The sequence below is a fragment of the Phaeobacter sp. JH20_37 genome, assembly GCF_048056015.1.
Taxonomy (GTDB): Bacteria; Pseudomonadota; Alphaproteobacteria; order Rhodobacterales; family Rhodobacteraceae; genus Phaeobacter; species Phaeobacter bryozoorum.
Genome location: NZ_JAYMWW010000022.1, coordinates 1 through 21,635 on the forward strand (window position 1 = coordinate 1; position 21,635 = coordinate 21,635).

General features: G+C 63.1%; 19 protein-coding genes. 14 read left to right on the top strand and 5 right to left on the bottom strand.

All coding sequences use genetic code 11. The features are described from left to right. Positions 1 to 239: 239 nt before the first annotated feature. The 5 genes from VWZ87_RS18185 to VWZ87_RS18205 all read left to right on the top strand — a co-directional run bounded on the left by VWZ87_RS18185 (position 240) and on the right by VWZ87_RS18205 (position 6,301). Positions 240 to 629: a hypothetical protein gene (locus tag VWZ87_RS18185; RefSeq protein WP_416536551.1), complete on the top strand. Its 390-nt coding sequence runs from the start codon at positions 240 to 242 to the stop codon at positions 627 to 629. Positions 630 to 682: 53 nt separating this feature from the next. Then, on the top strand, positions 683 to 1,264 hold the full coding sequence (locus tag VWZ87_RS18190) for a c-type cytochrome (protein ID WP_416536552.1): 582 nt from the start codon (positions 683 to 685) through the stop codon (positions 1,262 to 1,264). Between the two features lie 13 nt (positions 1,265 to 1,277). Further along, positions 1,278 to 2,168, top strand: coding sequence for a c-type cytochrome (locus VWZ87_RS18195; RefSeq protein WP_416536553.1), 891 nt, complete (start codon positions 1,278 to 1,280; stop codon positions 2,166 to 2,168). A 44-nt stretch (positions 2,169 to 2,212) separates the two neighbouring features. After that, positions 2,213 to 3,595 carry a multicopper oxidase family protein gene (locus tag VWZ87_RS18200; protein WP_416536554.1) on the top strand — a complete coding sequence of 461 codons (1,383 nt, stop codon included), beginning with the start codon at positions 2,213 to 2,215 and terminating at the stop codon, positions 3,593 to 3,595. Positions 3,596 to 3,796: 201 nt separating this feature from the next. Further along, on the top strand, positions 3,797 to 6,301 hold the full coding sequence (locus VWZ87_RS18205; RefSeq protein WP_416536555.1) for a heavy metal translocating P-type ATPase: 2,505 nt from the start codon (positions 3,797 to 3,799) through the stop codon (positions 6,299 to 6,301). A 162-nt stretch (positions 6,302 to 6,463) separates the two neighbouring features. Here the strand turns inward: VWZ87_RS18205 and VWZ87_RS18210 are convergent, their stop codons facing one another. Beyond that, complete coding sequence (locus VWZ87_RS18210) at positions 6,464 to 9,610, bottom strand: transporter substrate-binding domain-containing protein (RefSeq protein WP_416536556.1); 3,147 nt, start codon at positions 9,608 to 9,610, stop codon at positions 6,464 to 6,466. Positions 9,611 to 9,873: 263 nt separating this feature from the next. On the opposite strand from VWZ87_RS18210, the gene VWZ87_RS18215 reads away from it, so the two are divergent. Further along, positions 9,874 to 10,281 (top strand): response regulator transcription factor, encoded by a 408-nt coding sequence (locus tag VWZ87_RS18215; RefSeq protein WP_340547494.1) that lies wholly within the window; start codon positions 9,874 to 9,876, stop codon positions 10,279 to 10,281. Between the two features lie 50 nt (positions 10,282 to 10,331). Here the strand turns inward: VWZ87_RS18215 and VWZ87_RS18220 are convergent, their stop codons facing one another. The 3 genes from VWZ87_RS18220 to VWZ87_RS18230 form a co-directional block, all read right to left on the bottom strand. Then, a complete protein-coding gene (locus VWZ87_RS18220; protein ID WP_416536557.1) occupies positions 10,332 to 11,432 on the bottom strand; it encodes a M24 family metallopeptidase in 1,101 nt (366 codons plus the stop codon). Positions 11,433 to 11,588: 156 nt separating this feature from the next. Then, positions 11,589 to 13,175, bottom strand: coding sequence for an ABC transporter substrate-binding protein (locus tag VWZ87_RS18225; protein WP_416536558.1), 1,587 nt, complete (start codon positions 13,173 to 13,175; stop codon positions 11,589 to 11,591). 68 nt (positions 13,176 to 13,243) lie between these two features. Then, a complete protein-coding gene (locus tag VWZ87_RS18230) occupies positions 13,244 to 13,861 on the bottom strand; it encodes a helix-turn-helix domain-containing protein (RefSeq protein WP_416536559.1) in 618 nt (205 codons plus the stop codon). Positions 13,862 to 14,026: 165 nt separating this feature from the next. On the opposite strand from VWZ87_RS18230, the gene VWZ87_RS18235 reads away from it, so the two are divergent. The 5 genes from VWZ87_RS18235 to VWZ87_RS18255 all read left to right on the top strand — a co-directional run bounded on the left by VWZ87_RS18235 (position 14,027) and on the right by VWZ87_RS18255 (position 18,151). Beyond that, positions 14,027 to 15,070 carry an ABC transporter permease gene (locus tag VWZ87_RS18235; RefSeq protein ID WP_340547491.1) on the top strand — a complete coding sequence of 348 codons (1,044 nt, stop codon included), beginning with the start codon at positions 14,027 to 14,029 and terminating at the stop codon, positions 15,068 to 15,070. Next, the gene (locus VWZ87_RS18240) at positions 15,070 to 15,972 is read left to right on the top strand and encodes an ABC transporter permease (protein WP_416536560.1); all 903 of its coding nucleotides are present in this window, start codon (positions 15,070 to 15,072) and stop codon (positions 15,970 to 15,972) included. Before VWZ87_RS18235 ends, VWZ87_RS18240 begins: the two co-directional genes overlap by 1 nt. Next, complete coding sequence (locus tag VWZ87_RS18245; protein ID WP_416536561.1) at positions 15,969 to 16,817, top strand: ABC transporter ATP-binding protein; 849 nt, start codon at positions 15,969 to 15,971, stop codon at positions 16,815 to 16,817. The genes VWZ87_RS18240 and VWZ87_RS18245 overlap by 4 nt, the downstream gene beginning before the upstream one ends. Further along, on the top strand, positions 16,814 to 17,560 hold the full coding sequence (locus VWZ87_RS18250; protein WP_416536562.1) for an ABC transporter ATP-binding protein: 747 nt from the start codon (positions 16,814 to 16,816) through the stop codon (positions 17,558 to 17,560). The genes VWZ87_RS18245 and VWZ87_RS18250 overlap by 4 nt, the downstream gene beginning before the upstream one ends. 63 nt (positions 17,561 to 17,623) lie before the next feature. Continuing rightward, positions 17,624 to 18,151 (top strand): GAF domain-containing protein, encoded by a 528-nt coding sequence (locus tag VWZ87_RS18255; protein ID WP_416536563.1) that lies wholly within the window; start codon positions 17,624 to 17,626, stop codon positions 18,149 to 18,151. Between the two features lie 175 nt (positions 18,152 to 18,326). Here VWZ87_RS18255 and VWZ87_RS18260 read toward each other — a convergent pair whose 3' ends face one another. Further along, positions 18,327 to 18,797 (bottom strand): hemerythrin domain-containing protein, encoded by a 471-nt coding sequence (locus VWZ87_RS18260; protein ID WP_340547486.1) that lies wholly within the window; start codon positions 18,795 to 18,797, stop codon positions 18,327 to 18,329. A gap of 191 nt (positions 18,798 to 18,988) precedes the next feature. On the opposite strand from VWZ87_RS18260, the gene VWZ87_RS18265 reads away from it, so the two are divergent. The 3 genes from VWZ87_RS18265 (at position 18,989) to VWZ87_RS18275 (ending at position 21,531) form a co-directional block, all read left to right on the top strand. Then, a complete protein-coding gene (locus tag VWZ87_RS18265; protein ID WP_416536564.1) occupies positions 18,989 to 19,627 on the top strand; it encodes a LysE family translocator in 639 nt (212 codons plus the stop codon). Between the two features lie 162 nt (positions 19,628 to 19,789). Beyond that, the gene (locus tag VWZ87_RS18270) at positions 19,790 to 20,836 is read left to right on the top strand and encodes an amidoligase family protein (RefSeq protein ID WP_416536565.1); all 1,047 of its coding nucleotides are present in this window, start codon (positions 19,790 to 19,792) and stop codon (positions 20,834 to 20,836) included. Next, the gene (locus VWZ87_RS18275) at positions 20,833 to 21,531 is read left to right on the top strand and encodes a gamma-glutamyl-gamma-aminobutyrate hydrolase family protein (RefSeq protein ID WP_416536566.1); all 699 of its coding nucleotides are present in this window, start codon (positions 20,833 to 20,835) and stop codon (positions 21,529 to 21,531) included. Before VWZ87_RS18270 ends, VWZ87_RS18275 begins: the two co-directional genes overlap by 4 nt. Positions 21,532 to 21,635 lie beyond the last annotated feature (104 nt).

Consider the following 21,635-nt stretch of genomic DNA (forward strand, 5'->3'; position numbering starts at 1 on the left):
TATCACAACCTTAAACCTCGCTCCGGCGGGGCTCTTCGCGTTCAGGCACAGGCACTGGATGCACTACCGAAGTAAAATAACGCCCCAGCGCCTACAGCCATCATACCAGTCATGAAACGAGGCGCGCCAAACCAAAGCGGTACACATCAGCGCGGAAATCCCCGCCGCCCGAACGCTTGACCGCAACGGCGGGGGCGGGCATCTTTGTTTCAGCCGCTGAACCTGGCCGCGACAATGGGGTGAACGGAGCCTTGTGCCTCTTTTCCAGAGTAGAAACCGGAGCCGGAGTTGCAACCGGGGCCAGATCGGCAATCGGCTCCGTGCTGGTGGCAGCCTGCCTGCTGATTGCGACGCTCGTCCTGTCGGCAAATCGGGCAGAGGCCCATGGTGCCGGCGGGGAGGCGCAGATCGCGGTCTCGGTTCAGGACATGGATCAAGATGTGGCGGGTAGCCGCCCTGCGGATCATTGTCATGGCAGCTCGCTTTGTGGTGGGGTTGCGGTTCTGTTGGGCAGCTGGCCGTCGATGCAGCCCGATCCGCGGAACTTTCGTCCTGATCTGCCGTTGATGCTGCTGCGACCGCTGGCCATCACCGGGTTTGAACCACCGCCGCCGCGTGGCCGGTCCTGAAGACTGATCCTGCGCATGTGACGCGCATTCTGGACCTCAATCGGGAAAACAAGATGACATGTTCCAAACTGCTTACCGGCGCTGCATTGGCGTCGCTCATTTCCGTGGCTGCCTATGCGCATAGCGGCGCCACAGGCGTTGTAAAAGAACGAATGGATGGCATGGATGCCATGAAAGCCAGCATGAAGCTGCTGGCGCCGATGATGCAGGGGCAGACGCCCTATGATGCTGCGGTGGTTCGCGAAGAGGCGCAGACAATTCAGACCCACGCAGGGGAGGTCCTGACGGGGCTGTTTCCCAAGGGAACCGACGGGCATCCCTCAGATGCCAAACCCGAGATTTGGGCCGATTGGGAGGGGTTTGCCGATCTTGCGCTGCAATTGGAGACCTATTCCGAAGGTCTGGCCCTGGCAGCCGAGAACGGCTTGATGATGGCCGGTGCCGAGGGGACGGGAATGATGTCGAGCGGGGCGATGATGGGGGCCACTGCGATGGGAGCAGGAGGCATGATGGGCGGTCAGATGATGGGGGGACCACGAAGCGCCGAGGCCCTGCAGCAGATGCCTGCCGGTGCTGTCTTCACCATGCTGAGCCAAACCTGTTCGGCCTGTCACACCCGTTTTCGTAAAGAGTGAGAGGGGGAGACATATGTTCCGTTATCTCCTTGCCGCCTCGGTGACGGTGTCGGCCGGGCTTGCCGCGGTGGCGGCCTGGCCGATCGGCACGAGGCCGAGTGCGCTTGATCTGGACGGCGACGTCGCCCGCGGAGCCTATCTGGCAAGGGCGTCGGGATGTATCGCGTGCCATACAGATTTTTCCAACGGTGGCGCAGCGCTTGCGGGTGGGGCGAAGATCGAAACGCCGTTCGGGGATCTCTACGCGCCCAACCTCACGTCGGATCGCGATCATGGGCTGGGCAGCTGGACGATTGGCGCCTTTGCCAAGGCTGTTCGCCAAGGCGTGTCTCCGGAGGGGCAGCCCTATTATCCGGCGTTTCCCTACCCGTTCTACGGTAATTTCACCGATCAGGATATTGCCGATCTCTGGGCGGCATTTCAGACCGTACCACCGGTGGCGCAGCCATCGAGGCCGCCGGAAATGGCGTTTCCCTTCGACCAGCGATGGGGGCTGAAGATCTGGCGTCTGGCGTTTCTTGAACCGCCGCGGACAGATCCGGTCGCCGGAAAGGATGATCTCTGGTCACGTGGTCGGCTGCTGGTCGAGGGGGCCGCGCATTGTGGCGCCTGTCATACGGGCCGCAATCTGCTCGGCGCGCGGAAGACGGGCACCGCACGTTTCAAGGGCAATGATGCCTTGCCGGGGGGAGGAAAGGCGCCTGCCATTGATCCCCCATCTCTTCTGGCACGCGGTTGGAGCGTCGACAGCCTGGCCTATGCCCTTGGTACGGGGGTGATGCCGGATGGCGACGTCTTTGGCGGGACGATGGGCGAAGTTGTCCTATATGGAACCGCATTCCTGACCGACACGGACCGCAGGGCCATGGCGACCTACCTGCTTGATGACCAGCCCGGTGCGTGATGAGCGTGCCGAACAGCAGTTCCAGAGACAGAAGGAGAGACGGTATGATCCTTAACCGCCGACAATTCCTGGAGGGCGCCAGTGCCATGGCGCTTTGGCCCCGGACCAGCGCTGCGGCTGCCGCGCCGCGCCTTCTTGAAGCGAGACCAAGCCGCGTGCAGCTGGTGCCGCCGGAATTTGGCGACCACCCGGAGACAGAGGTCTGGGGGTTTGATGGCACCGTGCCCGGCCCCCTCATCCGTGCCCGCCAGGACGAGCTGCTGCAGGTCCGCCTGACCAACAGCCTGCCGCAGCCAACAGCCGTACATTGGCATGGGCTGCGGGTTCCCAATGCCATGGATGGCGTGCCCGGAATGACACAGGATGCCGTCCTGCCCGGCGATGGGTTTCTCTATGAATTTCCGATGAGGGATGCGGGGACCTATTGGTATCATTCGCACAATCAGTCGACCGAACAGGTGGCGCGGGGGCTCTACGGCGTGTTGGTTGTCGATGAGGCCGACGCCCCGGATATTGACCAGGATATCGTGGTTGTCCTTGATGACTGGCGTCTGAGCGAGACGGCGCAGATCACCGATGATTTCGGCGCGATGCACGATTGGACCCACGCGGGGCGGTTGGGCAATTTCATCCATGCCGCCTTGACGCCGCAGGTCTCTGAGGTTCAGCAAAATCAGCGCCTCAGGCTGCGGCTCGTCAATGTGGCGACGGACAGGATCATGGCGGTATCGCTGCGTGGCGTGACCGGCAGGATTGTCGCCCGCGACGGGATGCCGCTGCAAACCCCCGAGGATCCCGGCATCATGGTTCTGGGGCCGGCGGAACGGCTGGATATCATTGCGGATGTTTCGGCGACACCGGGTGAGAACGTCCAGATCGTTCTCCATGAAGGCGAGACCGGTTATCTGTTGCAGGAGATCGACGTAAGCGGCCGTCATGCCGACGCCGCGCGCGGCGCGGTTGCGGCATTGCCGGACAATCCGGTCACACGGCTGGACAGTCTGACAGAGGCGCGCAGTGTCCCTTTGGTCATGGAGGGAGGCGCGATGGGCGGTCTGCGCCAGGGCCGTTACAAGGGGGAACTGCTGACATCGCGCGAGCTGGTCGCGGCCGGGCAGATCTGGACATTCAATGGCGAGGCAGGGTTGCCGGCCGAACCGATGGTGACAGCCGAGAGAGGCGAAATCATCCGGATCCCCATCCAGAACAACACCGCCTTTCCCCATGCGATCCATCTGCATGGCACACATTTCCAGGAGGTGCTGCCAGACGGAGGTTTCGGCCCGCTGAAGGACACCCTGCTGATGGCACGTCAGGAAACCCGCGAAATCGCCTTTATCGCGGATAATCCGGGCGACTGGCTGCTGCATTGTCACATGCTTTCGCATCAGGCCGCCGGTATGAAGACCTCGCTGCGTGTCAGATGACGAAACACGTCCGCAGCAGAACAGACCGCTCCGGCCAGACCCTTGGCTGGTGCGGTTAAGGGGGGGAGGTGTCTGCACCGGCGGGCCAGTGCCGCTTTGGGCGTATTGCCGGTCAGGGCGAAAAAACGGCAACTCTGGTATTGACCTTCCAGTCGCTGGAGACCCTACATCAGCAGCAACATAGAGTTTATTGGTGTTGTCATGACGGAAAATCTTACTACCCGATTTCAAATTACGGGCATGAACTGCGCCTCCTGCGTGGGCCGCGTGGAGCGTGCGCTGGCGGCCGTCCCCGGTGTGTCGGAGGCGACCGTCAATCTGGCGAGCGAAAGCGCCCGCGTCAGCCATGATGCAAAAGTCACGGCTGCGGATCTGGCCGATGTTCTGGCGGGGGCAGGCTATCCCGCCGTAACCGAGGAAGTCACGCTGGAGATTGCGGATATGTCCTGCGCGTCCTGCGTCGGTCGTGTGGAGCGGGCATTGCAGAGCGGTGATGGTGTGCTGACCGCATCCGTCAATCTGGCGGCAGAGACGGCCACGATCCGCTATGCGGCGGCGGCGATCACCCCGGCAGAAATTGCAGCCCTAGCCACCGAAGCGGGCTACCCGGCGCAGGTGAAATCGGCGGAGATGTCTGACCAGCAGGACCGGAAAGCGGAGGAAATCCGCAGTCTGGCACGACGCACCCTGTTGGCCGCGGCGCTTGCCCTGCCGGTGTTCATCATAGAAATGGGCAGCCATGTCATTCCGGGGATGCACCACCTGATCTCCTCTACCATCGGGTTGCAGACCAGCTATTACCTCCAGTTTGCATTGACCCTGATTGTGCTGATCGGACCGGGCCTGCAGTTCTATACCAAAGGCTTCCCGGCGCTGTTCAAGGGGGCACCGGATATGAACTCGCTTGTTGCGCTGGGAACCTCGGCCGCTTTCGGGTTTTCTCTGGTGTCCACATTTGCGCCCGATTTCCTGCCGACGGGCACCGCCAATGTTTATTACGAGGCGGCGGCGGTTATCGTTGTCCTCATCCTGCTGGGTCGTCTGCTGGAGGCACGGGCCAAGGGCCGGACCGGGGAAGCGATCCGCAAACTTGTGGGATTGCAGGCAAAAACCGCGCGGGTTGAACGTGACGGCAGGGTCGTGGAACGGCCAATCGACGACATCGTGGCGGGCGATACCGTGCATGTGCGCCCCGGGGAAAAGATCGCCGTGGACGGGGTTGTGCTCAGCGGGGCCTCCTATGTCGACGAAAGCATGATCACCGGCGAACCGGTCCCGGTTGAAAAGACCGAGGGCGCGCAGGTTGTCGGTGCGACCGTCAATGGCACAGGTGCGCTGACGTTCCGGGCCGAGAAGGTCGGAAGCGACACCATGCTGGCCCAGATCATCCGCATGGTGGAACAGGCGCAGGGTGCGAAATTGCCTATTCAGGGACTTGTGGACCGGATCACACATTGGTTCGTCCCTGCTGTCATCGCGGTTGCGGCGCTGACGGTTGCGATCTGGTTCCTGTTCGGGCCGGATCCGGCGTTGAGCCTGGCTCTGGTTGCGGGTGTTGCGGTGCTGATCATCGCCTGCCCCTGCGCGATGGGGCTGGCCACGCCAACCTCGATCATGGTTGGCACCGGGCGCGCCGCAGAACTGGGTGTCCTGTTCCGCAAGGGCGATGCGCTGCAAATGCTGCAGGAAACCACCGTTGTGGCGCTGGACAAGACCGGCACGCTGACAGCGGGGAAACCGGCGCTTACGGATCTGAGACTGGCGGAGGGCCGGCAGGAAACCGATGTGCTGGCGCTGGTTGCCGCAGTGGAGCAGCACTCCGAACACCCGATCGCCGAGGCCATCGTGCAAGCCGCCCAGTCGCGCGGGCTTCAGATACCTGCAACGACATCCTTTCAGTCCATCACCGGCTATGGGGTGAGGGCGGAGGTTGACGGGCATCAGGTGCTTGTTGGTGCCGACAGGCTGATGGTCCGGGACGGCGTGGAACTTGGCGCCCTCGCCGAGGAGGGCAGGGCGCTGGCGGGCAAGGGGAAAACACCGCTCTTTGCCGCCATCGACGGCAAGATTGCCGCCGTGATCGCAGTGGCCGACCCAGTAAAGCCCACCACCCCGCAGGCCATCGCGGAGCTTCACCGGCTTGGGCTGAAGGTGGCGATGATCACCGGCGACAATGAGGTCACCGCAAAAGCGATCGCTGCGGATCTTGGGATTGATCATGTGGTGGCCGAGGTTCTGCCCGAAGGCAAGGTTGCCGCGCTGGACGATCTGCGCATGGGGAGCGGCAAACTGGCCTTTGTCGGCGATGGGATAAACGACGCGCCCGCCCTGGCTGCCGCCGATGTTGGCATCGCCATTGGCACAGGCACGGATGTCGCCATCGAAGCTGCCGATGTTGTCCTGATGTCGGGCGATCTGACCGGGGTCGTGAATGCGTTCAACCTGTCGCAGCGGACCATGAAGAACATTCGTCAGAACCTGTTCTGGGCGTTCGGCTATAACACCCTGCTGATCCCGGTTGCAGCGGGGGTGCTCTACCCGTTCGGTGGACCGCTTCTGTCGCCGGTGCTGGCCGCCGGGGCGATGGCCTTGTCGAGCGTTTTTGTCCTGACCAACGCGCTGCGGCTCAGATGGGTGCGCCCGTCGATGGCCCCCTCAGAAGCCGCCGCGCGGCCGGAACCGGGCGCTGTCGCCGCCCGGGCCTAGCGCCAGCTCAACGCCACGGGCATGAGCGGCCAGATCAGGCGCGGCAAATGTAGATCAACTGCGATCCATTGAGGCAGGCAGCGGTGGTTGCCTGCCTCAGCTTATGACAGACCTATGCGTGTCGGGATCGAGCGCCGGGTGGTGCTTAGCTGGGGCGGGCACTCAGGCGGTGGCGCCCCGCCCCAGTGCGGCTGCCACGGTGGCTGCCAGATCGTGCGGGTGCGAAGGTTTCTGCAGGAGCGGGGCCTCAACCGGGCCCATCTCGGCGGCGGTGAAACCGATGTAGCCCGACGTGTAGACAACCGGGACGCCCGGTCGCAGGGCGCGGATGCGGCGGGCCAGTTCAAAACCACTGATGGAGCCCGGCATCACCACATCGGTCAGCAGCAGATCAATAGACGCCTCACGCCCTGCCAGATCCAGCGCCTGCTGCGCCGATGACGTCGCAAGCACCTGATAGCCAAGCTCCTCCAGCACGCCGCTCATCATCGACAGCAGCTCGGGTTCGTCCTCAGCCAGAAGAATGGTCTCGCCATTGCCGCGGATCGCCGCACCGTCGCTGACGGGCGCTTCACGCTCGCCCTGCTCGGTCCCGCGCGGCAGGATCATTTGCACGGTGGTGCCGATGCCGGGTTCGGAATAGATCCTGAGATCACCATTGGCATTGCGGGCAAAGCCGTAGACCATCGACAGGCCCAGCCCGGTGCCCGCAACGCTGCCTTTGGTGGTGAAGAACGGGTCGGTGCAGCGGGCCAGCGTTGCCTCGTCCATGCCGGGGCCATTGTCGGTGACCGACAGTTCCACGTAGCGATAGATGCCGGGTTCTGAGCCGGGTGCGGCGCTGTTGTCATGATCGCGCTGGTCTGCGTCTAGGTCGTCATCGGTCGAGAGCACCGCGCGGGCCGTCAGGGTGATCCTGTCACCGCGACCGCTGTGCAGTATCGCATCCCGGCTGTTCAGCACCAGATTCATCAGTGCCGTTTCCAGCTGGGCCGGATCACAATAGACCCGCAATCCGGGGTCAACCGGATCGCAGGCGAGCTGGATCCGTTCCTCGATCATGGAGCCGATCAGCTCCTCGAAATCTGCAAAAACCTCATCGACAGGTTTGGCCATGGCAAGCCCCGGCTGACGTTTGGCAAAAGCCAGCAGCCGAGCTGTGAGCGCGCGGCCCTTGTCGATTGCGCCAGCTGCAACGTTGAGAAACCGCGCCCTGCTGTCCGGCGTCTCGGAGTTGCGCGCCAGTTCCACGGCGTAGAGCATGGAGGCCAGCAGATTGTTGAAATCATGGGCGATCCCGCCGGTGAGCTGGCCGAGGGCATCCAGCCGATTCTTGCGTTCGCTTGCCAGTCGGTTGCGTTCTTCGCGGGAAATATCGTCGATCACCAGAACCAGCGAGATACCGTGTTCCTCATTGTCCAGAACGGCGCTTGTGACGCGGACATAGCGATAGTCCTCGCTGTCGGCGTGGCGGCGCAGCAGATGGGTTTCGCCGGTCAACACATGGCCTGAGCGGGCGCGGCGGATCGGGTCGGCGCTGTCTTCAAGCGGGGTGTTGCTTTCACTGTCGAGAAAATAGATATCCTGCGGCCAGGCGAATGGCACCGGTTGCGAGACACCCCCCAACATGCGACGGGCGCGGCGGTTGATGCGAATGATCTGGCCGTCGCGATCCAGTGCGACTATACCGCTGGTGGCGGCATTCAGCACGGTTTCCAGCTCGTCGCGGATCTCGGCCACCTCGGCGGCTTGTCTGGCCTTTTCAGCGGCGGTACGGCGTCGGGCGCGCAATTGGCCGGTGCCAAGAATACCCAGCAGGCCCAGAACACCGCCCACAAGGCCATAGCCCAGCAGCGCAAGCCGGTCCGAGGTCCAGAACACTGCCGGTTCAAAATACTGACGGCGCAGCTCGGCGTAATCGGCGGACACCAGATATTGCGGCAGGGCCAGATCCAGCTTGTCGCGGATTTCGCCCAGACCAAAGCGCAGCGCGGCAGCGCGTTCCGTGGTCAGCAGCGCGGGGAGCGCCTCGGTTATACTCTCAGGATCGCCCCATCGCGCGGCCGCCAGGGGCAGGGTGTCAGATTGATAGATCACCGCGTCGATCCGCCGATCCTGCAACGCCGCCAGCAGGTCCCTGGCCTCTGCCATCGCAACGATGGTCCAGCCATTGGCGGTTGCCAGCGCGATCGCGGCTGCGTTGTCTGATCGCAGGCCGATGCGGCGCCCTTGCAAATCCTCGGGCCGCCTCAGCTCTGCGGCATCCGCCGGACGGGTAAAGACGGATTGATCCGTGGCCAGAATGGGATGGGCAAAATCCATCCTTGCAGAACGTTCGGTCGTGATGCTGGCGGCGGGCAGGATATCGTAGGTGTCCGACTGCGGCCCACGCCGCCAGTCGTCGTCGCTGATGCTGTGGAATGCCAGTCTCAGCCCGGTGCGCCCTGCCAGATCGCGTAGGGTCTCGACGCCAAAACCTGAAAAGCTGCCATCCGGTTCGATCACCTGATAGGGCGGCGCGTGGCGCACGCCGACGCGAAGCACCTCGGGGGCGGGCAGTGGAATGTCCAGAAAATACTTGCGCAGCAGATTATCTAGTCGACGGTCGCCTTCGATCCGGTCCAGCGCGGCTTCGATGTCAGGCAGCAGGTCGGCACGGCTTTGATGCAGGGCGATGAACCTCTCGAACTGCCGCAAGGGCGGATTCAGGAAGCTGACCCGGCCATCAACGGACGCCAGTTTCGCGATGTTGAAAGCGACGGGCTCCGGGATCAGCACGGCGTCAACCCGCTCTGACAGCAGCGCCATGATTGCGGCCTCCGGTGACTCGAACTCCACGGCCGTGTTGCGCGCGAGAAAGGCCTGCTGCTCCGATCCGACAGCCGGGGGCACGATGCCCACCCGCCTGCCGCTGAGCGAGGTGGTCGAGAGGGATTGCGCCTGTGCGATACGGACCATCGGGCGCAGGGTTTCACGCGAAATGCTGCGGGAAAACACATTGGTGTCACGCAGTGCGGGCAGCTGTGCAATGCCCGCGATCATATCGGTTCGCCCGGTGGCCTGTGACTCGACGAACTCGCGGCTGGTGGACAGCGGAACCAGCGTGATGCCGGTGCCGAGTTCGCCCGCGATCTCCTCGGCGAGCTCAACCAGGAACCCGTTTGCCTGCCCATCAGGATCCAGCTGCGCGAAAGGCGGGATCGGCAGCACACCGATCCGTAACGGCTCCGGGGCCTGCTGCGACCACACGGGCGGGGCTATGGCAAGAACCGCCAGCAAGGCCACGCCGCGCCAAACCTGTCTGATCATGTCTCGAACGCTCCGCCTTGCCTCTGCCCGCCTGATGCTGCCCGCCTGATATCGCCGGTCCGATGCCGTCAGGCTACCACCTGTCCGGGCGCAATGTCGGATCAAACCGACCAACAGTTGCAATCAAAACGAATTGTCGCAGCCGACACAATTGATCAATCCCGGGCTGGCCGTTAAAACCGATGCGGCATGGGAAACATCAGCAATCCGGTCGGCGTTTCGGCGCAGTTATGTGGTACTGGTCCGTTTGAAAAGGGAATGCGATGGCAAATCTTCTGGTTCTCGAAGACGACGAGGTTTTTGCCGACCTGTTGCAGGTCTCGCTGGAGCGGGCCGGGCATTTCCCGATCTTCTGCGCGGACGCAACTCAGGCCATTGCTCAATACGATGAATATGACTTCGATCTGGTAATCGCCGATCTGATCGTAAAGAAAAACAACCGTGCGGTGCCGGATGGCGGCGTGATCCTGCTTGCCTTCCTGCAGGGGCGTGCCCGAGAGGGCCACAAGATCCCGCCGGTTATCTCAATGTCCGGTGCAACCAAAGCCCCGGGGCTGGAGAATCTGTTGGTCACGTCACGTGATCTTGGGGCCACGGCTTCGCTGACCAAACCCTTTGAACCAATCGAGCTGCTGTCCCTGATCGACGAGCTGCTGGAGAGCGAAGTCTGATCGGCGCCACCAGAAACCGGGGCGCCGACCGTTTTTCGGAGCCTGATCAGTCAGCGCCGCTGCATGCTGCGGGGCATCTCTGACAGGATCTCGGCGCCATCTTCGCGCAGGATCACGATCTCCTCCAGACGCACGCCAAAACGGTCCTTTAGGTAAATCCCCGGTTCGATCGAGAACACATTGCCTGCGCGCAGCTCAACCTCCGATGTCGCGGTGATATAGGGCGGTTCATGCACGTCGATGCCCAGCCCGTGGCCGGTGCGATGCAGGAAGTGCGCCCCATAGCCGGCTGCGGCAATGGTATCGCGGGCGGCACGGTCGACCTCACTGGCGCGCACGCCGGGTTTTGCCGCCTGAACAGCTGCCTTTACCGCGGCCTCGACCACTTCGAACACCTGCTCATATTCCGCTTCCGGTGTGCCGAACCAGCCGCAGCGGGTCATGTCAGAGGGGTAGCCATTCAGACGGCATCCCGTGTCGATCAGCACAGCCATATCGCGGCTCAGCCTTGTGTCACCGGTGTGGTGATGCGGGAAGGCGCCATTGGCCCCAAAGCCGACGATGGTGAATTCCGCGCTGGCGCCATGGGCCTTGTAATATTCATGCAGGATCGCCTGCACATCCAGCTCGCTCATGCCTTCTTCGAGACGGGAGAACGCTTCGGTCACGGCGGCATCATTCAACAGATGCGCGGCCTTCAGCGCGTCATATTCTGCGGCGTCCTTCATCGCGCGCAGCAGGCCAACGGTATCATCGGTGAAACGCCGTTTAGGCGCGTCCATCGCATCCAAAACCCGCAGGGCAAAATCGGCGCGCATGGTTTCATCCAGCACCACCGACAGGCCGCCTGCTGTGGCATCGCAGTCGCTCAGCAGCGTGGCAAGGGCCGCATCCGGGCCTTCGTCATCCGACCAGCAGCGAAATGGCAGGTCGGTTGCCGTGCGCGCGGCATCAGCATTAAGCGCCGGCATCAGAAATCCCGCATGGCTCTGGCTGACCATCAGCATCACCGGGCGTTCGTCGCCATGGGGGTTCACACCCGACAGCCACATCATATGGCTGGAGGGGCCTAGCACCACCAGATCGGTGGCGGTTTCTGTCATGCGGTGACGCAGCCGGTTCAGCCGGTCTGCATAGGGGGGCGTTGTCATCTATCTGGCTCCTGCCGCGCGCCCGGTTGTGAGGGGCGGGGCGTCTTGATTGCGGTCGACATTGGAAAAAGGGGGCCGGCTCATGTCAGCACCGGCCCCGAGCGGCCAGCCCCCGTCAGACAGGGGACAGACCTAGGCACCAGGGGGCGCCGGGGATCAGTTCTTTTCCACCAGACGGTAGAAAACAAAATCAGAGGTCGCACCGTTCACATAGCCGGAGACATCCGCGTCCATCGCCACCTGATAGGCAGCCTGGAACATGATCACGATGGGGGAGCTTTGCTGTACCTCGGCCTGCAATTCGCGGTACATCTCCAGCCGTTTTTCAGGATCTGCCTCGGTGAGGGCGGCCTTGGTCTTGGCGTTCATCTCCTCCGGCACAGCCCAGGCGTTGCGCCAGGTGGTGGTCGCCGCATAGCTGTCGTCCGAGTTGTCGGAATTATAGGCAAAGGCCTTGGCGTTGGAATGCGGGTCCATGAAATCCGGGCCCCAGTAGAGCAGCATCGCCTCATGGCTGCGCTCGCGATATTTGGTGATCACCTGGCTGCCGGTGCCGGGGAGGATTTCAAAGTTGATCCCGGCGTCGGCAAAGCTGGCCTGTAGGGACTGCGCCATATCGGTAAAGGGGGCTGCGTTGATCACATCCAGCGAGACGGTGATCGGGGATTTGATCCCCGCGTCGCTGAGGATGGACTTGGCCCGCTCCGGGTCATAGCCGAACGGGGTCTCATCGTAGGAGCCGGGAAAGCCCTTGGGCCAGAACGCCTGATGGATCTCCATCTGGCCGTTGATGATGGTATCGGTCATCCCCTTGTAATCCACCAGATAGCGCGCGGCCTCCCAGACGGCCGGATCGGTCAGACTGTCGGTCTTCTGGTTGAAGGACAGGAAATGCACCGCGGCCTGCGGGTAGGTCTCCACCTTGATGGTATCGCTGTCAAAGCCGCGGATCTGATCGGGCGTCAGGTTGCGGGCCATGTCGATATCGCCGGATTCCAGCAGCAGTTCCTGCGTCGCCGCCTCGGCCACATGGCGGATGATGACGCTCTCCATCTTCGGCGCGCCTTTGAAATAGGCGGGGTTTGCCGCCAGCCGCACCATCTGCGCCGGGCGGTAGCCCTGCAGCTTGAACGGGCCGGAGCCTGCGGCGTTTTCATTCAGCCAGCCATTGCCCATGTCGCCGTCCACGGCATTGGCCATCACCACCTCTTTGTCCACCACCGAGGCGGGGCGGGCGGCCAGTACGTTCATGACAAAGGCGGGTGAGAAATCGCCTTCGTATTTGATGGTGATGCTATTGCCATCTGCGGTGACCATCTGATCGACATTCTCCGCCGTCCAGCCCAGCTGCGCCAGAATAAAGGCGGGGGTCAGGTTCAGCTTGATCACCCGGGCAAGCGAGAACACCACGTCCTCGCTGCGCACCGGATTGCCCGAGTGGAACACCGCATCATCGCGCAGGGAAAAGCGGATGGTCTTGGCTTCCGCGTCGATGTCCCAGGCGCTGGCAAGGCCCGGCGCCAGAACGGTGGGATCCTCGGCGTCATATTGCACCAGCCGGTCGTAGAGGTTGGTCACCAGCTCGCCCGAGGTGAACTCATAGGCCTGTGCGGGGTCAATGGCGACGATATCGTCGATGTTCTGCGCCACGATCAGCGCATTGGCGGGCGTATCTGCAACAGCGCCGCTCGCCAGGGGCAGGGCCATCACGCTGGCCAGCAAGGCGGATTTTACGAGGTTCATGTCAGTCTCCCTGTTTTGATGTCTTGTTGTCTGCCGCATCGGCTCTGCCCACTGGGGAGCGATCCGGGTTACGGCAGGTTGGGGGTATTCTTGCTGTGCAAAACGCTGAGCGTGCCGGTCCACAACAGCCGCGCGGGCTGTTCGGTCGGATTGCTCCAGGAATGTGAGGTAAGGCCGCTGTAATGCAGGCTGTCGCCGGCGGTAAGGCGGAACACCTGCCCGTCCAGCGACTGGTCGATCTCGCCCTCCAGCACATAAAGCATCTCTTCGCCCTCGTGGCTGACCTCTTCGGAGACGTATCCGGGCGGGACATACAGGATGTAGCTGGACAGCTCCGCACCCGGAAACTGCGCGCCGAGCGCCTCATAGGTGAGTGACGATCCCGCCAGTGAAAACTGCGTGCGCGTTGCCGCCCGCGTCAGCGCATCCGACGGCTTGGGCGTGGCGATGAAATACTCCAGCCCCACCTCCAGCGCTGCGGCAATCTGCGCCAGCGTGCCCAGCGTCGGGGTGGCGTTGTCGCGCTCCACCTGGCTCAGATAGCCCACTGACACCCCGGCGGTATCACCAAGCGCCTGAAGCGTCAGCCCCATCTGCTTGCGCCGCTTGCGGATCAGCGCGCCCAGCATCGGCCCTGTGCTGCTGCGGGTCTTGGCGGGTTTGGCGGCAGGGCTGGCAGGGGTCATCGGTGGCTCTCGGTTTGGGCTTGCTTCGGGCAGCTTAGGAAAAAAATTATTGTGAAGCAAAAAAATTTTGCTATTGAGAAAAATAATATTTATGCCTGATGGTGTCGCGCCGACCGTCCGCCGATCGGATGCGGTGCGGATCGACCATGTGGAGGGCAGGATATCTTGACCAGAGCAGCACAGAGACGGCGCGCAATTCTGCGCTGGGGGCAGGGGCTTGCCGGTTTTGCCATCGTGTCGACGCTGACCTTTCTCGGGCTTCTGGCGATCACGTTTTTCATTGGCCGTGTGGTGCCGATTGATCCGGTTCTGTCCGTGGTCGGCGACCGCGCCACACAGGATCAATATGACGCGGCGCGGGTTGCCATGGGGCTGGACCGGCCGCTGGTGATCCAGTTCCTATCCTATGTGGGCGATGTGTTTCAGGGCGATTTGGGGCGTTCCGTCTCCACCAACCGGCCCGTCGTGTCCGACCTCGCGCGGGTGTTTCCCGCCACGCTGGAGATGGCCACGCTGGGCATACTGATTGGTGTGATGATGGGCGTGCCCATGGGCGTCTGGGCCGCCGCGCGTCAGGGCACCTGGGTCGATCAGATCATTCGCGTCTTTGCGCTGCTGGGCTATTCGGTGCCCGCCTTCTGGCTGGGGCTGGTTGGTCTGGCGGTGTTTTATGCGGGTCTGGGCTGGGTCGCGGGACCGGGGCGGGTCGATATCTTTTATGATGGGCTGATTGAGCCGGTCACCGGCCTGCTGCTGGTGGACAGTCTGCTGGTCGGCGACACCGAGGTGTTCTGGAACGCGCTCTCGCATCTGGTGCTGCCTGCGGCCATCCTCGGGTTTTTCAGCCTCGCCTATATCGCGCGCATGACCCGCAGCTTCATGCTGGATCAGCTCAGTCAGGAGTTCATCACCACCGCCCGCGTCAAAGGCGTGCCGGAATGGAAAGTGATCTGGGTGCATGGGTTCAAACCGATCCGGGTGCCGCTGATCACGGTAATCGGCCTCTCCTATGCCGCTCTGCTGGAAGGGTCGGTGATGATTGAGACGGTGTTCAGCTGGCCCGGCATCGGCAATTACCTCACCGTGGCGCTGCTCAATGCGGATATGAACGCCGTTCTTGGCTCGACGCTGGTGATTGGCGCGGTCTTCATCTTCATCAACAAGATCTCGGATGTGCTGTACCGGGTTCTTGATCCAAGGAGCCTGTGATGCTGAGCCGCGACTGGTTGCTCGACGACTCCCCCGCCACCCGGACCCAGGCCACCGCAGGGCGCGCCTATCGTATGACGCTGGCGCTGATGCGCAACCCGCTGGCAGTGCTGGGGGCACTGATCATCACGATCCTCATTCTTGCAGCGGCGCTGGCGCCTTGGATCGCGCCGCATAGCCCGGTGGGGCAGGACCTGTCCTCGCGCCTTTTACCGCCTTCTGCCGCCCATTGGATGGGCACCGATGAGCTGGGGCGCGATATCTTCTCCCGCGTGGTTTACGGAGCGCGCATCACGCTTATGATCGTGGCGCTGGTGGCGGTGATATCGGCGCCGCTGGGGCTGATCATCGGGGCGATTTCGGGCTATTTCGGGGGCTGGATCGACCGCATCCTGATGGGGATCACGGACGTCTTCCTGTCGATGCCCAAGCTGATCCTGGCGCTGGCCTTTGTTGCCGCCTTGGGGCCGGGGATCGAAAACGCGATCATCGCCATCGCAATCACCGCATGGCCTGCCTATGCCCGCATCGCACGGGCCGAGACACTGACCTTCCGCAACGCCGAATTCATCGCCGCGACGCGCCTGCTGGGGGCTTCACACAGTCGGGTCATCCTGCACCATGTGCTGCCGCTCTGTACCTCATCAATGATCGTGCGGGTGACGCTGGATATGGCCGGGATCATCCTGACGGCGGCGGGTCTTGGGTTTCTGGGGCTGGGCGCGCAGCCGCCGCTGCCGGAATGGGGCGCGATGATCTCGCGCGGGCGGGTGTTCATTCTGGACCAGTGGTGGGTGGCGACCATGCCCGGCATTGCCATCATCGTGGTCAGCCTCGGCTTCTGTTTTCTTGGCGACGGGTTGCGCGATGTGCTGGACCCCAAACAGGGGGGCAAGTCATGAGCCAATCCACGTCCACACCCCTGCTGGAGGTCGACAACCTCCGCGTCAGCTTCCCGACACCCCAGGGGCGGGTAGAGGTGGTCAAGGGGCTGAGCTTCACATTGGGCCGCGAACGCCTCGGTATCGTCGGCGAGAGCGGATCGGGCAAATCCATGACCGGCCGTGCGATCCTTCGACTGATCCGCCGCCCGGGCCAGATGACGGCGGACCGGCTGGCGCTGGAGGGGCAGGACCTGCAAACCCTCAGCGAACGCCAGATGCGCAATATACGCGGCGCGCGGATTTCGATGATCATGCAGGATCCGAAATTCTCGCTCAATCCGGTGATGACCATCGGCGCACAGATCGCCGAGGCGCTGGATGTCCACGAACGTCTCAGCCGCCGCGACACCCGCGCCCGCGTGCTGGAGATGCTGGAGGCGGTGCGCATCAACGACCCCGAACTGGTGGCGCAGATGTATCCGCATCAGGTCTCGGGCGGCATGGGGCAGCGGGTGATGATCGCGATGATGCTGATCCCGCGCCCGGATCTGCTGATTGCGGATGAGCCGACTTCGGCGCTGGATGTCTCGGTACAGGCGCAGGTGCTGGATCTGATCGACGATCTGGTGCGGGACAAGGGCATGGGCTTGATCCTGATCAGCCATGATCTCAATCTGGTGGCGCGCTACTGCGACCGGATCATGGTGATGAATGCCGGCCGCGTGGTCGAAAGCTGCGCCGCTGCCGATCTGCACAAGGCCAGCCACCCCTATACCCAAGGCCTGCTGGCGGCGGTGCCCCGGATGAAGGAAACCCGCGACACACTGCCTGTGCTGGACCGGTCAAGCTGGAGTGGCACATGACAGCGATATCTCTGAGAAACCTCGATATTTCCTACGGCGACAACAGGGTGGTGCAGGGCGTCACCCTGGATGTGGCCGAGGGGGAGAGCTTTGCCCTGGTCGGCGAAAGCGGATCTGGCAAATCCACCGTGCTGAAGGCGATTGCCGGGCTTGCGCCTGACTGGACCGGCGAGATCTCGGTTCTGGGTCAGCCGCGCAGCCACGGGATTGATCGCGCGTTTTCGCGAAGCTGCCAGATGGTGTTTCAGGATCCCTACGGCTCATTGCACCCGCGCAAACCGGTCGACTGGGTGCTCCGGGAGCCCCTGCGGGTGCATGGCATCGGCGCGCGCGACGCCCGCGTGGCAGAGATACTGGCCGCTGTCGGCCTCGACCAGCGGTTCCGCTTTCGCTATCCGCATCAGCTGTCCGGTGGGCAGCGCCAGCGGGTCGCCATTGCGCGGGCGCTGATGCTGGAGCCCAAGGTGATGCTCCTGGATGAGCCGACCTCGGCGCTGGATGTTTCGGTGCAGGCGGAGATCCTGAACCTGCTGAAGGCGCTGCGCCATGCGCAGGGGCTGACCTATCTGATGGTCACCCATAACCTGCCGGTTGTCAGCTTTATGTGTGACCGTATGGCGGTGATGAACAAGGGGCGCATTGTCGAGATCGCCCCGGCAGAGGCGCTGCATGACGGCGCCTTTCGCGATCCCTATACTCAGGCGCTCTATGCCGCCAGCGGTGGCGCGGAGCTGACCGTGTGACAGCTGCCGGACTGACCATCAATCAGGACAGCAGACCCGACCCCATGCCAAAGGACAGACCCGATGCCCGACGATAACATGCGCAGCCGCCGAACAGACGATACCTCCGCCGAGGCGCTGCGCCATTTCACCAACGCGCTCGCCGCCGCCACAACGGCCGAGGTTGCGTACGATGCACTCTGCGCGCTGACCAAGGCCACCGTTGGGGCAAAGCTGTTCACCGTGATGAGGGTGGATATGGGCGCGATGCTGGCCTGTCGCACCTATACCGACGACAGTGTGAATTACCCGACCTCCGGCACCAAACCGATCGAGATGAACAGCTGGTTCGATATCGTCCACGGTCAGCACCGCAGTTTCGTTGCGAATACGCTGGAAGAGATCGACGCGGTGTTTCCCGACGCCGAGCTGATCGGCGCGCTGGGCTGTGGCGCGGTGATCAACCTGCCGGTTCTGCTGGAGGGGGAACTGGCCGCGACCATCAATATCCTGCACGAGCCGGGGTACTACACGCAGGCGCGGGTTGCGCAGGCGAAAGAGCTGTTGACGCTTCCCGCCATGGCAACGCTGGCGGTTGCGCGACAGCTCTGATCGCCGCTGAAGGCCGAGGCGGTCCTGCCCGCCGACCCGCAGGCTCTCATGGATATACAACACAGAGAGCCGCGCGGCAGCCGGCTCTCTCTTGTCGGCGGTATGATGCGCGCGGCGCCGAGAGGTCACCGCCCGGATCTGCCTCCCTGCACCGGGCTGCCCGGGATTGCTGCCGTCAGTCTTCTAGGCTGTCCTCGCGTTTTTCATCAATCAGGCCGCGTTCCTCTTCCTTGCGCTTCTGGAAACGTGTGCCATAGCCTTCGATCTCCTCATCGGAGATGATCTCCTTGGCCCGGGTAAACACCTCGTTTTCCTCTTCCTCCATGTGGTGTTCGTAGTCGTGCTTCAGCTGCTGGAACTTGCTCATCCACAGGTCGGAGGACATTTTCATCACGTTGAGCTCTTCCATCAGATCGTCGAGCTGCTGGTGCTCATGCACGGAATGGCGGGCCGCATCCTGACCCCAGGTCTGGCTGATCAGCTTTGAGTAGAAGGTTTCTTCCTCGGCGGCGGCGTGGCTTTTCACATCCTCGTAGAAGCGTTTCCAGAGGGCGCCGCGCGCCTCAACCTTGCTGTCCTCGATCGAGGCGAGCAACTCGCGGTGGGCGTCATGGTCCTGTTTGATGGCGTCATAGATGGATGGCATAGCGGCTCTCCGATTGATTGACCTATCTGGGCTGAGCCTCCCCGCTAGGGCTCTGGCCGCCGGGAGACAGGGAAAGAACGCCACAGCCGGGCGGAGTGTTCCCGCAGACCGCAATATTATGCGCAGGATCCGGGTCGCGATCCATGGCCGGTGCAATTAGGTCGGGATCAGCATTGCCATGTGAGGCTGATATGACCCTTGAGACGACGCTTGCCCTGCTCGTGTTTCTGTTCCCGCTGGCCTATAGCCCGGGACCGGGCAATCTGTTTTTTGCCGCCAACGGCGCGCGGTTCGGGATGCGCGCCACGATCCCGGCCACGGCCGGCTATCATATCGCCACGGCGCTGGTGACCCTCTTGATCGGATCCAGCGCCCTGCTGGCTCAGGCGGTCTCGCAGGAGGCGTTTCGATGGCTGACGCTGGCCGGGGCGGCCTATGTCCTGTGGCTGGCCTGGGGCATGTGGGGCGCCGACGGGGCGGCCTCAGGGGCACAGGCGCGACCGGCGCGCTTTGGTGATGGTGTGGTGTTGCTGCTGCTGAACCCGAAGGCCTATGTGATCATTGCGGTGATGTTCAGCCAGTTTCTGGCGCCCGCTGATCCTGCGCGCACCGCCGATGATGCAGCGTCCCTTCTTTTTTCGGTACAGCTGGGGCTGGTCATGATCATCACGCTGATCTTCACGCTGAACAATCTGGTGGCGTTTTCGATCTGGACATGGATCGGCGAGGGGCTTGCACGATGGATCTTCCGCGATGATCGGGCGCGCAAGATGAACCGGGGGTTTGCCCTGCTGCTGGCGGCTGTCGGCCTCTGGATGCTGTTGATCTGACTGCTAATCCGACGGGGCCTGTCTTGTCCCGCGGCGGATTTCGACCGATCGCCCCATCAACAAAGCAGCGTAAAAAACGCGAGAGGATCGTGCCCGCGCCCGCAGGGGTGGAACATTTTTGCATCGGTGACGTTGGGTCTGTGAGCGAGCACGGAGCCCATTATGTTGGAAAGTGATCTGAGTACCGAGGCGGGTTTTGCCTCTCCCCTTGACGGCCGGTCGGCGGGACGCGCGGATGCGCAGGACGCTGTCAAATCGCTGCCGCAGATGTCTGGGGCCCGCACCGCCGCCGATGATCGCAAGGTCGGCGTCGAGATCGAGTTCGGTGGCCTCTCCGCCGCCGAGGCGCAGGGCATCGTCCAGCGCGAACTTGGCGGCGACATCCATGCGCAGGATGACACCGACGGCCCGAAACCGCACGTCAAGAACACCCGGCTGGGCGATATCGAGGTCTATCTGGACAGCCGCTACCGGACCGAAGTCCACGGGCTGGGCAAGGCGCTGTTCTCCCTCGCGGAGCCGCTAATCCCTGTTGAAATCGTGACCCCGCCGCTGGCGCAATCGCAGCTGCCGCAGCTGGATCGGCTGTGTTCCAAACTGGCAGAGGCGGGGGCCACGGGCACCCAGGACGGTGTGCTGAACGGCTTTGGCGTACATCTGAATGTCGAAGTAGCGGATATGACGGTGGATCACATCGTCCCGGTGCTTACCGCCTTTGCTCTGCTGGATCCGGTGCTGCGCCGCAGCCCGGGCATCGACGTGTCGCGCCGGGTGCAGCCCTTTATCGCGCCCTATCCGGCGGCGCTGATTGATGCCCTCTGTGAGCACCCGCCAAAGACGATGGAGGCGCTCTGCGACCTGTATCTCGACCATGCGGCGGATAGAAACCACGCGCTGGATCTGCTGCCACTGCTGGCCGATCACGCGCCCGATCGCGTGCGCGCCGCGCTGGGCGAGGATGACAAAACCGCCGCCCGTCCGGCCTATCACTACCGTCTGCCGGATTGCCGTCTGGGGCAGCCGGGGTGGTCCATCAGCCAGGAATGGAACCGCTGGGCAGAGCTGGAACAGATCGCCCGCGACGGTCGGCTCGACCAGCTGATCAAGGCCTGGCGGAGCCGCCCGCGCAGCGAACAGCTGCTGAACCGCGAATGGGCCAAACACGCGGCCGACGTCCTGAACACCGCAGCACGAGGAGATGCCGCATGAAACCGGTTATTGCAGTCACCGTCTCGCGCCGCAGCGGCTGGCGGATCTTTCCCCTGATGGCCCTGAACATCTGGCTGGCCGGTGGGCGCGCCGTGCGCTGGCAAAGCGGCCGCGCCGCCGATCTGGCGCAGGTGGATGGTGTGGTCATCGGTGGCGGAGACGACATCGCCCCAACGCTCTACAAGGGGCAGATCATGCCGGAGGTCCGTCTGGACCCCGAGCGCGACGCGCTTGAGGCTGATATCGTGCGGCAGGCAACCCAACAGGATGTTCCGGTTCTGGGGATCTGTCGCGGGGCGCAGATGCTGAATGTAGCCCGCGGGGGCGCGCTCTACCAGGATGCCTATGCCTTTTACGGGTTGAAAAACTACAAGACAGTGCTCCCCCGCAAGAAGGTCACGATCACCAACAACAGCACACTGCGGCGTATCCTCGGGGTGCCTGAGCTGAAGGTCAACGCGCTGCACAGCCAGTCGGTCAGCAGCCTCGGGCAGGGGCTGCGCGTCACCGGGCGCGATCAGTCCGGCATGGTGCAGGCGATCGAGGATCCGGGCCGTCGGTTTGCAGTCGGGGTGCAGTGGCACCCTGAGCATCTGTTCTACCAGCCCGCCCATCTGAACCTCTTTCGCGCGCTGGTCGAGGCGGCGAGATCCAAACGCGACGACCCGGTCGAAGCGCTGGACATGGTCGGCTGATCGGCCCTGACACTTTCCCCGAGGCTTTGCAGTCTGAACGAAAAAAACGCCCGGATCACTCCGGGCGTTTTCTATGGTCTAGGGGCAGCATGTCGCCCGAACAC